Origin of the sequence: Mongoliitalea lutea (assembly GCF_014652135.1) — a bacterium.
Taxonomy (GTDB): domain Bacteria; phylum Bacteroidota; class Bacteroidia; order Cytophagales; family Cyclobacteriaceae; genus Mongoliitalea; species Mongoliitalea lutea.
Genome location: NZ_BMYF01000017.1, coordinates 80,601 through 92,707, shown reverse-complemented (window position 1 = coordinate 92,707; position 12,107 = coordinate 80,601). Strand labels below are relative to the sequence as shown.

The following is a 12,107-nucleotide window of genomic DNA, read 5'->3' as shown; positions in this document are numbered from 1 at the left end:
GCAAATGAGTGAAATGACAAGGTTTGTCTATCAAATTAATAATCATGAAGTTAAATTTTTAAAACGGCCTTCTAACCAAGACCAAAGATATTCACGTTTTTCAAGGCTGACTTGATCCAAATTTTGTACGCAAAGAAATAGTAAGTCTTTATTTCTATCACATAAATCAAGTTTTCGCTCCAAATATCCTTCTTTTCTTTTAGAAGGTTGAAGATATGCGATGTTAGGGTTTTTGATAATAAAATTGCCTTCTTTTAAGCTAGTGTGATTGACTATTGATGCTACATTAAACTGGGTATGAAACCTGAATTTATAAGAAATGTTTGACTTTAATAAGTCAGGGTATTTCGTATAAAACTTTTCCAATGTAGATTTTTTCATCACATATGGGGTATGATCCATTGCAAAAAAACGCCATTTAAAGCCTAGGATATGTGCTGTCAACCATTGCTTGACATTGTAAGAAGGCTTTGGAATGTAATTTTTATCGAGTTTCATCCGTAGTTTTCTTATAGCATGTCTAGGAGCTGCACTGGGAAGCCAACTACCTCTTAATACAGGTGTGTTATTTTGAAAAAAATCTTCCGGATTTACAGGCTGTATCAAAAAAATGTCATCATTGAAATAGATGAAATTCTCTGATAATCCAGGGATTCTCCAAAGCATATTTTCAATACTACTGCTGTTAAATGTAGGTAAAAATTGCTCATAGCCCTCAAAAATCACCTGATGGTCAATGATAACAACATCTTGGCTCCGATTAGGGAATACTTTTTGAACATGAGCGTCTAACTGCGGGTCTTGGTTGTCGGTGACAATAAAAATTTTCCTTACAAAAGGAGCGAAATGCAAGATTGAGCTTACACAATATTTTATTTCCCCAGCAGCTGCAAATCGGGTAGGATCTGTACTAAAAGATTTTTTTTTGGTATCAGGTAGATACTGGTTCATTTTCTTTTGGTGAGCGGGATCATTTCCATCCACCCACGTAATGACCGCATCTATCGGTATGTTTGTTACTTGACTCATCAAACGATTCCTTTAAATTTTTCTGGAATTCTCACCACAAGCTTCCATTTCAACATGGTAGGCTTATTCCATGCCCATATAGGCCGCGCAAAAGTCTGTAAGGTTCTAGCCAAGCGCAACCATTTTTCATCTACCTTTGGTTCGGAATTGGTAATAATATCAATCGTACGCGCTCTTTTTTTGATATGTCCGGCACGACCTGTAGCCATGCGGTCTTTATCTTTGAATCTATCCAAAATCATATCATAATCCACAGATCCAAAGTGGAAAAGATAAAGATTGGGATCGATGGTAAAGTTGTGTCCCTTGACCCGATGAAAGCCTGAACCCCAATTTACAGGTTTGGAGATCACTGAAGGCTTGGTATAGCGGGAAGAAAGTAAGGCATAGTTTCGCTGTCCCAAGAATGGTTTGCTCCGATCCAAAATTGGCTCCGTATTTCTGTCCTGCCCTACGTCAATTCCCAATCCAGAAACGCAGGGATTTATTTTGATCTCACTGAGGTATGCTGCTAGACCTTTTCCTGTAACAGGATCGACTACTAAGTATTCATCTGCATCCACACCAATGACAATGTCATAAGACTCTAGCAGGGACTTAGCAACTTTCGATAAAAAGCCCAGGCGTCTTTTCTCTGCTTTGACTACATGTTCAGCTACGCGCTTTTCATGGAAGACATTCACCTGACCACTGTTAGCAGGTATTGGTTGATCTTCTCCGTCCAGATAAATGTACAGGTTTTCTTCCCCTAATTCTTTTCCATAGTATTCAATCCATCGCGTCAAAAAAAAGTCATCGTTGCGTGCCATGGTGATGACTGCGATTTTCTTGAGTGATTTGGTAGCTGTAGAAGACATGCTGTTGGTTTTGTATGCGTCTCACAAAGGTAGGCTTTCAAGTAGGATTTTAAAAGTTGGCTCGAATTCTCCTGATAGTAAGTTTGCCAACTACTATTATTTCTCTTCACTTTTAAGCTAGAATTAAGCAAAAAAAAATGCCTCAGGTTTTCCCGAGGCATAATTTGAAATATCTAAGCTTTCTTAGTTCTTGCTCAAGTATTCGGCAACACCTTCTTTGGTAGCGGACATTGCTTCTTTACCTTCTTCCCAGTTTGCTGGACAAACTTCACCGAATTTCTCAACGTGATGCAATGCATCTACTAAGCGGATCATTTCGTCGATGTTTCTTCCAAGTGGGAAATCATTGATCGTTTCATGTCTTACTACACCTTGCTTGTCAATTAAGAATGTGCCTCTGTAAGCGATTGGAGCGCCTTCGAAAGTCAACTGACCATCTTCGTTGTAGTTCCACTCGCCTGCCAACACACCGTAGTTATGAGCAATGGTCTTCGCCACGTCAGCTACGATTGGATAGGTAACACCTTCGATACCACCGTTTGCTTTTGGTGTCATCAACCAAGCCAAGTGAGTTTCTTCTGTATCTGTAGATGCACCTACTACCGCTACACCTCTTTTTTCAAACTCAGCCAATTTTTCTTGGAAAGCCAAGATTTCAGTTGGGCAAACAAAAGTAAAATCTTTTGGATAGAAGAAGAATACTACTTCTTTCTGACCAATGTACTGCTGTAAAGAGAAGTTTTCAATGATTTCTTCTCCGTTGATTACTGCACCTGCTGAGAAATTAGGTGCTTTTTTTCCTACTAATGACATAGTAAATTGTTTTGATTAATTTGTTAACGTTTGAGATTGCTTAAGACACCATTGTGTATGTATGGAGCTTGTTCTTTTGTCATTATTGGGTTTAGTGTGTGTTTCAATGAACAATACCTATAAAGTGAGTCAATTGAATTACAAATTTACAACTCACTTCCTGCTTTGCCAAAACTTGTAAAATAAAATATGGTAGATAAAATGTATGACTCATTTAAAAAATCAATAATTTGGTTTTTATCTTCTATTGCAAAATTTATTGTAATTAACTCTGTCACTCTATTCCTCTTGGTTAGTTTTTTTAAAAATAAAAAGTAAAATTTTATGTATCAAATGTGTGTGAAGCTAGAAAATTTGTATTTTTAATGTTTAATAGAATTATTTGCAATGATTAAAGTATTGTTTGTTTGTTTAGGAAATATTTGCCGGTCCCCACTAGCTGAGGCAATTTTTAATAAGAAAGTAAAACAATATGGATTGGCACACCGATTCAAAAGTGATAGCTGTGGTACTTCAGATTTTCATATCGGAGAGTTACCAGATGACCGGACAATTGCTTGTGCAAATGGACATGGTATTCTTATAAATCATCGAGCAAGGCAAATTAACCGGATAGATGTCAGGGAGTTTGATTATTTGTTAGTGATGGATTATTCCAACAAAAAAAACGTGGAAGAGTTTATACAACGAAATGGAATGTCACATGAACATTTGCACTTGATGCGGGAATTTCAGGAGGATGCAGAATCGATGGAAGTGCCTGATCCTTATTATGGGGGAATGGAGGCTTTCGAGCGGGTCTATGAAATATTGGACGATGCCATCGATCAATTTCTGCAAGTGTTGAAGGAAGGTAAGCATGAATTTGTTTGAGGCAGATCGTTTTTTTGAACATGTTTTATTTGAAAGCTTTGGGCAACAGGTAGCCTTAACCAACTCAAGGCTGATTGCGGCTGGGAATTTGAATCAAGGGGTTTATTTGCAAACCTCCGATCAGCGTTTTTTTCTAAAAACCAATTTCTCTGAATTCACTGATATTTTTCAAAAAGAAGCAGCAGCCCTGCAAAAGATGCGGCAGGTTTGCGATTTAAAAATTCCAGAGGTTTATCATACGGGATCCTATCAAGGTCAGAACTTTCTCTTGATGGAATGGGTAGATTCTGAACGAAGGTTGGAAAACTTTTGGGAAACCTTAGCAGAAGGGCTCGCTCAACTTCATATGCATTCACAGGTAAATTTTGGCTTAGCTGAGGATAATTACATAGCATCATTGCCTCAGCAAAACTCCCTTAGTGAATCTTGGGTTGATTTTTACATTCAAAATCGATTGGAACCTTTGGCAGGTAAAGCATATTACGATGGCTATTTTTCCCTTGAGTTTTATAAGCAGTTTCAAAGGCTTTATTCCTTACTACCAGCATTAATCCCGTTGGAAAGACCGGCCTTTCTTCACGGGGATTTGTGGTCAGGCAATGTGATGATCGACGAGATGGGTAAGCCATGCTTAATTGATCCTGCTATTTATTACGGTCATCGGGAGATGGATATAGCATTTAGTAAGCTTTTTGGAGGCTTTGATTCCATATTTTATGATACCTATCAGGAGGTTTTTCCCATTGAACCAGGTTTTGAAGAACGCGTGGATATCCATAATTTGTATCCTTTACTGGTTCATGTCTTGCTTTTTGGGGAAAGTTATGTGCACGGGATTGCGAAGACGATGCGAAAATATTTACGCTAGGACTGGTTTGTGCAAAACCTGAAACGTGGTCCGGGTGATTTGCTCTAACATCACTTCTTTTCCTTGAATAATTTGTTCGATAATAGCCGGTTGATGGTTTTTGATGGTTAATAGTTGTAAGCCTTCATTATATCGAATCTGAAAACTGTCCTGTAAGCGTTGTATAAGTTTCTCCAGTTTGAATTCCTGCCGATCAATAACTAGAGAAATGCTGATAGCAGAAGTCTGAAATACATTGACTTTCAATTTCAGGTCATTCAGTGCCTGATAAATTTCCTGAATATGTCCTTCATTAACAAAGGTGAAATCCGTGACTTTGAAGGAAACCAAAACCTGCTCGTCTTTGACTACGATGCAGGGGATGTTGTTGTTCTTATCGGTATGGTGGATTTTCGTTCCTTCCTCTTCCGGTTTCAAAAAGGATTTGACAAATAAGGGGATACCGGCATTGGCCAACGGCTTGATGGTTTTTGGATGGATGACAGATGCCCCGTAATAGGTGAGTTCGGCTGCTTCATGGTAATCTAATTCATCAAATTTAATGGTGTCAGAGAACCGCTTTGGGTCTGCATTTAGTACGCCCGGTACATCTTTCCAGATAGTGACGGACTGTGCATTCAAGCAGCTTGCTAAGACAGCTGCACTAAAATCAGATCCTTCTCTACCGAGGGTAGTGGAGTTTCCTGTACTTGTCCTTCCGATAAATCCAGGTATGATCACAGGGAATTTTTGCAGTTTGGGGACAAGTTGTTGGCGGCAGTTGGTTTTAGTTTCCTCCCAGTTAACTTTTGCGAACCGGTAGTTGTCATCTGTTGCGATGATTTCACGGGCATCTTGCCATAGGCTGATATATCCTTGACTGCAGAGGTATTCTTGCAGGATTTTGCTGGAAAGCAGTTCTCCATAGCACACTACCTGATCGTAGAAGTAGTCGTAGTTTTCCTTGGTCAGTTCCCGCTCTAGCTGCTTTTCCAGCTGCGTTATGAGATTGGATACAATAGGAAAAATCGAAGAATTTTCATCAAACAATTCCTTGCAAATGTCGATATGATAGCTTTTTAAAATAGTAATATTTGAAGAAAAATCTTTATGCCTATATTTATTTAGCAAAATTTCTTCTAGTAGGTTGGTTGTCTTTCCCATGGCAGAAATGACGATTACTAGCTGATTTCGCAATCGATTGAATAAAATTTCAGAAAGGTTTTTGATAGAATCGGCATCTTTTACAGATGCGCCACCAAATTTGAAAACAAAAGTTTTTGACATCAGAAATTTCCTCGTATTTTTCCAGTAAATAATTCACTAATTGTATTTTTCTTAGAGCATGAAAATCAAACAGTACATACCCAGCACTTCATCTATTGCCTATTCGGTAGGTGTTACTTTAGACCGCTTCATTAAGATGAAACAAGATGATTTCCCCTATGCTTCCGGCGAACTTTCTCAGTTGCTCCGGGACATAGCTTTGGCTTCCAAAATTGTAAACCGAGAGACCAACCGTGCAGGCTTGGCAAATATCGGTGGTGCATTTGGACAAACCAACGTTCAGGGAGAAGAACAACAAAAATTAGATGTCATCGCAAATATCCGTTTCACACGGGCTTTGACCAAAGGAGGGGAGGTATGTGCAGTAGTGTCAGAGGAAGATGATGAGGTGATCGATTTACAAAATGGTTCAGGAAAGTACGTTGTGGCGATTGACCCTTTAGATGGCTCTTCCAATATTGATGTGAATATATCGATCGGGACCATTTTTTCAATTTATCGAAGAAAAACCCCAGTAGGGAGCCCGATTACGGTGGAGGATATCATGCAGCCCGGTAATCAGCAGGTGGCAGCAGGCTATGTGCTATACGGGTCTTCTACCATGTTGGTGTATACTACAGGTCATGGAGTCAATGGCTTTACCTATGAGCAATCCTTGGGTGAGTTCTTTTTATCTCACCCTGAAATGAAAGCTCCTGATGATGGGAAAATTTACTCTATTAATGAGGGTTCTTATAACCAATTTGAAGAGGGACTGAAGCAGTATATCTCTTATTGCAAGGATAAGAATTATAGTGCTCGTTACATTGGTAGTTTGGTGGCTGATTTCCACCGGAACTTATTGAAAGGAGGGATTTATATTTATCCTGCAACAACTAAAGCACCGAGTGGTAAACTGAGATTGCTTTATGAGGCAAATGCATTGGCATACATAGCAGAGCAGGCAGGAGGCGCAGCAAGCAATGGTCATATGCGTATTTTGGATATTGATCCTACAAGTTTGCATGAGCGCACACCTCTGTACATCGGATCACCAAAAATGGTGGCCAAGGCTGAAGAGTTTTTAAAAGCTCATAAGGAAGCAACAGCGAATTGTAATTAAATAGGATTGATGAAGTTTACAAAAAAGCCCTTTCAATATTGGTAAGGGCTTTTTTTATCAACTGCTGTATTTTCTACGCAGTTCGATTTTTTGCAGCTGACGATTGATGAGGGATTTTGCGATTTCTTCACTCATGTGCTCAGGGTCTGTTTCGTGCAGTAAGCGATTAAGTGTCAGCTCTCCCAAGTCCACTCGATAACAAATCTGAAGTAATTTCTCAAAATCCTTGTTGAGCAAAAACGTTACCTCCTTGGTTAGCTTGGAAAGTAATTCTTCATAAGACATAAACTCACCTAGCTCCAAGTGAAAGTCTTTGGAAATCAACACTACCGCTTGTTCGAGATCTTTTTTGTCCATAAAAAAAGGGAGCTGAACTCCCTCGTTTTTTTATTCTTCTGTTTTGGTTTCCTCGGAGCTTTCACCGCTTTCTTTCAATACTTCAGGAGCAAACTCTCGGATAATGTGATACCAGGAGATCAATTTTTTGATATCTGAAGGGTATACCTTGTTTTCATCGAAGTCAGGTAATACATGCTTCAAAAATGCTTTCAATTCATCTGCATCTGCATTGGTGTCGATGCCTAAGTCACCGTTGAATTCTTTCTCGATGGTTTTCATGATATCCTCTAGCGGAGAAGCTCCTTCTTCAGTCATGGTGTACATGGAGATTTCTCCCAAGATGGATACACGCTGATTAGAACCTACCACCAATTTGGCTTTTTTGCTATCTAGGGACTCTAAAATGACGCCACCTCTAGTAGGTTTTAATACTCTATACAAACCAGGTTTACCTGCAACGGTAGCTATTTCGTTAAAATTCATAGTCGATTGATTCAATTAGGCTGCAAATATATAAGTTACCCTCGAATGACCAAGAAGGCAGCGTTGGCTATCCTTAATTTCCGTCCAAGTATTCCTGTACTTCATTTTGAATGAAGGTAGTAAGTTCTTCCCTTCCAGTGGCTTTTTCCGCGGAGGTGACGAAGTATTGAGGTTCGTCGTCAAACATTTCTATCATTTTATCCAGGAATGCCCGCACATTTGCATCGGTTTTTGTTTTTCCTTGCTTATCAGCTTTGGTAAACACAAGTACAAATGGCAAATCACTTTGAGCGCACCATAAGATAAATTCCAAATCTATTTTTTGAGGTTCCAGTCGGGAGTCTACCAAAATACATACAGCCACTAGGTTGGGACGACTTTTCATGTAGTCAGCAATCATTTTCTCCCAAGTAGACTTGATGTCTTTACTGATTTTGGCAAATCCGTAGCCAGGTAAATCCACCATATACCATTTATCATCGATCAAAAAGTGATTGATCAATTGGGTTTTTCCTGGTTTACCGGAAGTTTTTGCCAAGTCCTTATGATTGGTCAGCATGTTGATCAGAGAGCTTTTACCCACATTGGATCTTCCAATAAATGCAAACTCCGGTTTATCTGGAGCGGGGCATTTGTTGTGGTCTGTATTGCTGATGATAAATCGTGCTTTCTTAATCATTCTTTCAATTTTTCAACAAAGGTAGTCTTTTTCGACTAGAAACAGTACAAGCCGTTAGGGTATGAATCCCGTATTTATTTTCAACATTTTTCTTATGCTCAGGTTATCTTAGTAATATTGCAACTTATAAGAGATACTTACATGTCAGTAGTACCATACAAAAACAAAGAAGAAGGGAAAAAAGAGCAAGTTGCGGAGATGTTCAACAACATTAGCCACAAATATGATTTTCTGAATCATCTGCTCAGTTTGGGGATCGATATTATCTGGAGGAAAAAGGCTGTTAAGCTCCTGGAAAAAGATCAGCCGAAGTTGATTTTGGATATTGCTACAGGAACTGGTGACTTTGCGATTGAAGCGTTGGCACTGAATCCTGACAAGATTATTGGAGTAGACATTTCTGAGGGGATGCTGAACGAGGGGAAGAAAAAGATGAAAAAGAAAAAATTGGATCATATTATTGATTTGCAATTGGGGGATTCTGAAAAACTCTTGTTTGAGGATAATAAGTTTGATGCGGTTATCGTTTCTTTTGGAGTTAGGAACTTTGAAAACTTGGAAAAAGGTTTGGCAGATATGTTTCGGGTTTTGAAGCCTGGTGGAAAGACAGTGATTGTTGAATTTTCAAAACCTAAAAAATTCCCGATGAAGCAAGGATATAATTTTTATTTCAAATATATTTTGCCTCAAATAGGAAAGTTGATTTCCAAAGATAGTTTTGCGTACACATATTTGCCTGAATCGGTTCAGGTATTTCCGGATGGACAGAATTTTCTCAACGTTTTAGAAAAAGTAGGTTTTAAAAACACACAATGCAAGCCATTAACCTTCGGTATAAGTTCAATTTATGTAGGGGAAAAATAATCCTTCCCCTTATTTTTTTCTTTTGTTTCTCTATTCAGGCGTGGTCTCAAGCACGGTTTGGGCCTATTAGTAAGGCTGGTCAGGATGATAGGTTGGTTTCTTATGGTTTTTTTCTTTCTGGACATACTAATTTTTACCAGCTTAAGTATTCAGAAGAGTTTTTGAATGGTGCCAATGAGTATTTGGCTAATATTCGTAGCATTACCCCGGTTTATACACCTGGATTTGGCCTAGGTTTTTTGGGCGTTTTTAGATTTCATGATCAACTTAATCTCCTTTTGACTCCAAAAATTGGGTTTTATGAATTTAGAACAGATATCAATTACTTTGGAAATGAATTGGACCCTTCGTTGATAAATACTCCAATAGATTCACCTAATCTGCCATCTGGACGTCGCACGATTATTACAGAGGCTACGATGGTAGAATTACCTTTGTTATTTAAATATAAAGCTCAGCGATTTAATAATAACCGAATGTTTTTTATGGCAGGAGGCAGTGCTATGTGGCGTACAAAGATCCAAGATGAAGCAGATTTGGAGACGCTTGTTACCACTGGGAGAGATTTTACCTTGGAGGCAGGAATGGGATTCGATCTTTATTTTAAGTATTTTAAGTTTTCTCCTGAGATCCGTTTTTCCCATGGCCTTCTTAATATCTATCGTCCAGAAGCAATGGAAGGTGTTAATAGACAGTTTGGAGACGCTATATCAGAGTTGCGCAGGAAATCCATTACGATTTATCTGCATTTTCAGTGATGTAAATAAAAAAAGGTCCAACTCTGATGAGAAGGACCTTTTTATTTTAAGTACCCAGGGCCGGTATAAATTTCCCTTTGTAACTTGTTCATTATCAATATTATTTTTTCATTGTGTGAAAAATTGGCGTCAGAGTCCGGCGCTTTCTAGCTTTTCCCTGAGTAGTTTATTATGTAATTCTAGTAGTGTATAATATTTTTCTTTCCAGAAATTAACCTCATCCTGTACCTCTTGCGATTGTTTTTTTAGCCCATATGGCGCTTGTGGTTTATCCCTAACTATTACGTCACTATCATCCATCTCCGGGAAGACTGTTCGAAGATCATACTCCATGGCTCTACCGTATCGCTTGATGATGTGGTAGGGAAGATCTTCCTTTTCGATGTGTCTGTAAAAAGTAGATTGATTATATCCGGCAGCTTTTGCAAGCGCTAGGATACTCATGCCCTTTTGGTCGCACCATTTTCTAACCGTTGTTTCTAAAATTTTCCCTCTGTGATTCAGCATATTACAAATATCAACTGAATGTTTATGATTTTTTGCAGTAATAACACTTGCATTTTACTTGCAAAGACTGCATATTTACTGCAATACTACTGCGGATGCAGTTATTATACAATACCAATAAACTGTTATGATAAGCGAAAAGGAATTAAAAGAACTCAAAGCGAGATTGCCTTATGGCTATTTTAAGAAGACTATCGAAAAGTCCGGAATGAGCGAAAGGAGCGTAGCTTACTTCTTTTCTGGTCAATCTTATAACCTTGATATTCATGCTGCTGCTATTCAGGTTGCCGATGAATACGAAGAGTTGAAAGCAGTTAAGTTGAAAAGAAAAAATGCAGTAAGTCATGGTTAGTAAGAAGTTTGTTGCAGCAATGAAAAGTTGTGTTTCAGGCAAATTACCTGCTGGGATCACTGATAATCATGTTGAATTCTTCGCGCAAGACTCGCAAGTTTTCGCATTTATCAATGGCGAACTACTGCATATTCAGCAGTGGCCCAGAGAGATCAAGGATGTTATACTTGCTGATATTGAAAAGCATCCTAAGGCTCTGGCATGCCTAGTTGAAGCTGATATAGTAGAGGAGGATGAGATGATATCACAGTATATCCGGTGCAGGTACTCAGCTCTAGATAATGATCCTGATATGATTAACGGTAAGCTTCAGGCTTCCGAATATGTGGACTGCCAACTAAGAGGCACTTGTCCATATGAAGGTAGGCTTTGTGATTTACTAAAGGCTCCTTATGGCACCCTTACCAAAAGAGAAATAGAAGTACTCCGGCTGATCCCTGAGGGTTTGTTGGATAAAGAGATAGGCGATCAGCTGGGTATTTCTATCCTTACCGTAGGTGTCTACATGAAAAATCTCCGAGAAAAAACAGGGTGCAAGAATAAGGCAGAGCTCGTCCGCTTTGCCTATCTCAAAAACCTGATATGATATTCCTGCTACGTTCACATGCTTTTCTTATCAATGGAACTATCTAATTAGCCCCTTTTGCAGGAGGGGGCTATTTCCAAAAATCGCTAAAACATCAATATCATGAATGAACAACTTCTCACAATTCTCGACCAAGTCAGGCGGCAAAGAACCTACTGGGAACGACAGAAAAAAAAGCAAGGATCCATTAAGTCTCCTAGATCAGAATGGATGGCCTTAAAATTCCTTCGATTAGAGGCCTTTTTTCAGGCCAGACTTGAATTACATGTCCACTCTACAATCACTAATGAAAAGCTATATGAAGACCTCGGAATCGAAACAATTAAATGATTTGAAATGGACTTTAGGGTTTATCCAGGACGAACTTATGCATACCAGAATTCTACTGGATGAAATGAAAAAAGAGGAGGAGGCATTTCCGGACATTGTAAAAAATTTAAGACTGGAGATTGAATTATTGGAACAGGGAGTAGATGAGTATCAAACCTTGATCGCTAAGCTGAAATCCCATGAAGACCAGACAGCAGAAGCCTAAAGGCTATAAAAAGAAACAGAGAAGGATGTACTACTACAAGACCAGAATCAGTCATCTGGCTCAGGTCAACATCAAAGAAAGGACCATCCAAAGTCCTTTTAGTTCTCTCAAAGAAGTACCAATTCCCGAAAGATACTATTACCAGCAACTGATCAAGATGGGATTTAATTCCCAGCTGTCACTTTTCGATTAACCC

At 38.8% G+C, this 12,107-nt stretch carries 17 protein-coding genes; 9 read left to right on the top strand and 8 right to left on the bottom strand.

What is annotated here, in order from left to right; all coding sequences use genetic code 11:
• Positions 1-42: 42 nt before the first annotated feature.
• From IE080_RS13795 to IE080_RS13785, 3 genes are all read right to left on the bottom strand, one after another.
• Positions 43-1,029: a stealth family protein gene (locus tag IE080_RS13795; RefSeq protein ID WP_189583666.1), complete on the bottom strand. Its 987-nt coding sequence runs from the start codon at positions 1,027-1,029 to the stop codon at positions 43-45.
• Entirely contained in the window at positions 1,029-1,886 is an 858-nt protein-coding gene (locus IE080_RS13790) for a glycosyltransferase family 2 protein (protein ID WP_189583664.1), read from the bottom strand. The genes IE080_RS13795 and IE080_RS13790 overlap by 1 nt, the downstream gene beginning before the upstream one ends.
• A 183-nt stretch (positions 1,887-2,069) precedes the next feature.
• On the bottom strand, positions 2,070-2,699 hold the full coding sequence (locus IE080_RS13785; RefSeq protein ID WP_189583662.1) for a peroxiredoxin: 630 nt from the start codon (positions 2,697-2,699) through the stop codon (positions 2,070-2,072).
• 387 nt (positions 2,700-3,086) lie between these two features.
• Between IE080_RS13785 and IE080_RS13780 the strand changes: the two genes are divergently transcribed.
• Together IE080_RS13780 and IE080_RS13775 are read left to right on the top strand one after the other, a co-directional pair.
• Positions 3,087-3,572, top strand: a complete 486-nt coding sequence (locus IE080_RS13780; RefSeq protein ID WP_189583659.1) for a low molecular weight protein-tyrosine-phosphatase — start codon at positions 3,087-3,089, stop codon at positions 3,570-3,572.
• On the top strand, positions 3,559-4,440 hold the full coding sequence (locus tag IE080_RS13775; protein ID WP_229800641.1) for a fructosamine kinase family protein: 882 nt from the start codon (positions 3,559-3,561) through the stop codon (positions 4,438-4,440). The genes IE080_RS13780 and IE080_RS13775 overlap by 14 nt, the downstream gene beginning before the upstream one ends.
• Here IE080_RS13775 and IE080_RS13770 read toward each other — a convergent pair.
• Positions 4,432-5,706: an aspartate kinase gene (locus tag IE080_RS13770; RefSeq protein WP_189583656.1), complete on the bottom strand. Its 1,275-nt coding sequence runs from the start codon at positions 5,704-5,706 to the stop codon at positions 4,432-4,434. The two genes, IE080_RS13775 and IE080_RS13770, sit on opposite strands and share 9 nt — an antisense overlap.
• A 58-nt stretch (positions 5,707-5,764) precedes the next feature.
• Here IE080_RS13770 and fbp point away from each other — a divergent pair, with 58 nt between their 5' ends.
• Positions 5,765-6,808: a class 1 fructose-bisphosphatase gene (gene fbp, locus IE080_RS13765; RefSeq protein WP_189583653.1), complete on the top strand. Its 1,044-nt coding sequence runs from the start codon at positions 5,765-5,767 to the stop codon at positions 6,806-6,808.
• A gap of 57 nt (positions 6,809-6,865) precedes the next feature.
• On the opposite strand, the gene IE080_RS13760 is transcribed toward fbp, so the two are convergent.
• From IE080_RS13760 to yihA, 3 genes are all read right to left on the bottom strand, one after another.
• Positions 6,866-7,165: a hypothetical protein gene (locus IE080_RS13760; RefSeq protein ID WP_189583650.1), complete on the bottom strand. Its 300-nt coding sequence runs from the start codon at positions 7,163-7,165 to the stop codon at positions 6,866-6,868.
• A gap of 30 nt (positions 7,166-7,195) precedes the next feature.
• Positions 7,196-7,630 (bottom strand): DUF5606 family protein, encoded by a 435-nt coding sequence (locus IE080_RS13755; RefSeq protein ID WP_189583647.1) that lies wholly within the window; start codon positions 7,628-7,630, stop codon positions 7,196-7,198.
• A 73-nt stretch (positions 7,631-7,703) separates the two neighbouring features.
• The gene (yihA, locus tag IE080_RS13750; protein ID WP_189583644.1) at positions 7,704-8,309 is read right to left on the bottom strand and encodes a ribosome biogenesis GTP-binding protein YihA/YsxC; all 606 of its coding nucleotides are present in this window, start codon (positions 8,307-8,309) and stop codon (positions 7,704-7,706) included.
• A 141-nt stretch (positions 8,310-8,450) separates the two neighbouring features.
• On the opposite strand from yihA, the gene ubiE reads away from it, so the two are divergent.
• Both ubiE and porT read left to right on the top strand, forming a co-directional pair.
• Positions 8,451-9,173: a bifunctional demethylmenaquinone methyltransferase/2-methoxy-6-polyprenyl-1,4-benzoquinol methylase UbiE gene (ubiE, locus tag IE080_RS13745; RefSeq protein WP_189583641.1), complete on the top strand. Its 723-nt coding sequence runs from the start codon at positions 8,451-8,453 to the stop codon at positions 9,171-9,173.
• Positions 9,122-9,931, top strand: coding sequence for a type IX secretion/gliding motility protein PorT/SprT (gene porT, locus IE080_RS13740; protein WP_189583638.1), 810 nt, complete (start codon positions 9,122-9,124; stop codon positions 9,929-9,931). The genes ubiE and porT overlap by 52 nt, the downstream gene beginning before the upstream one ends.
• Positions 9,932-10,060: 129 nt before the next feature.
• Here porT and IE080_RS13735 read toward each other — a convergent pair whose 3' ends face one another.
• Positions 10,061-10,375 (bottom strand): TetR/AcrR family transcriptional regulator, encoded by a 315-nt coding sequence (locus IE080_RS13735; RefSeq protein WP_189583636.1) that lies wholly within the window; start codon positions 10,373-10,375, stop codon positions 10,061-10,063.
• Positions 10,376-10,565: 190 nt separating this feature from the next.
• Here IE080_RS13735 and IE080_RS13730 point away from each other — a divergent pair, with 190 nt between their 5' ends.
• The 4 genes from IE080_RS13730 to IE080_RS13715 all read left to right on the top strand — a co-directional run bounded on the left by IE080_RS13730 (position 10,566) and on the right by IE080_RS13715 (position 12,104).
• Positions 10,566-10,790, top strand: a complete 225-nt coding sequence (locus IE080_RS13730; protein ID WP_189583633.1) for a hypothetical protein — start codon at positions 10,566-10,568, stop codon at positions 10,788-10,790.
• A 19-nt stretch (positions 10,791-10,809) separates the two neighbouring features.
• A complete protein-coding gene (locus IE080_RS13725; protein WP_189583630.1) occupies positions 10,810-11,376 on the top strand; it encodes a LuxR C-terminal-related transcriptional regulator in 567 nt (188 codons plus the stop codon).
• Between the two features lie 367 nt (positions 11,377-11,743).
• Positions 11,744-11,911 carry a hypothetical protein gene (locus IE080_RS13720; RefSeq protein WP_189583627.1) on the top strand — a complete coding sequence of 56 codons (168 nt, stop codon included), beginning with the start codon at positions 11,744-11,746 and terminating at the stop codon, positions 11,909-11,911.
• Positions 11,886-12,104 (top strand): hypothetical protein, encoded by a 219-nt coding sequence (locus IE080_RS13715; protein WP_189583624.1) that lies wholly within the window; start codon positions 11,886-11,888, stop codon positions 12,102-12,104. Before IE080_RS13720 ends, IE080_RS13715 begins: the two co-directional genes overlap by 26 nt.
• Positions 12,105-12,107: the final 3 nt, after the last annotated feature.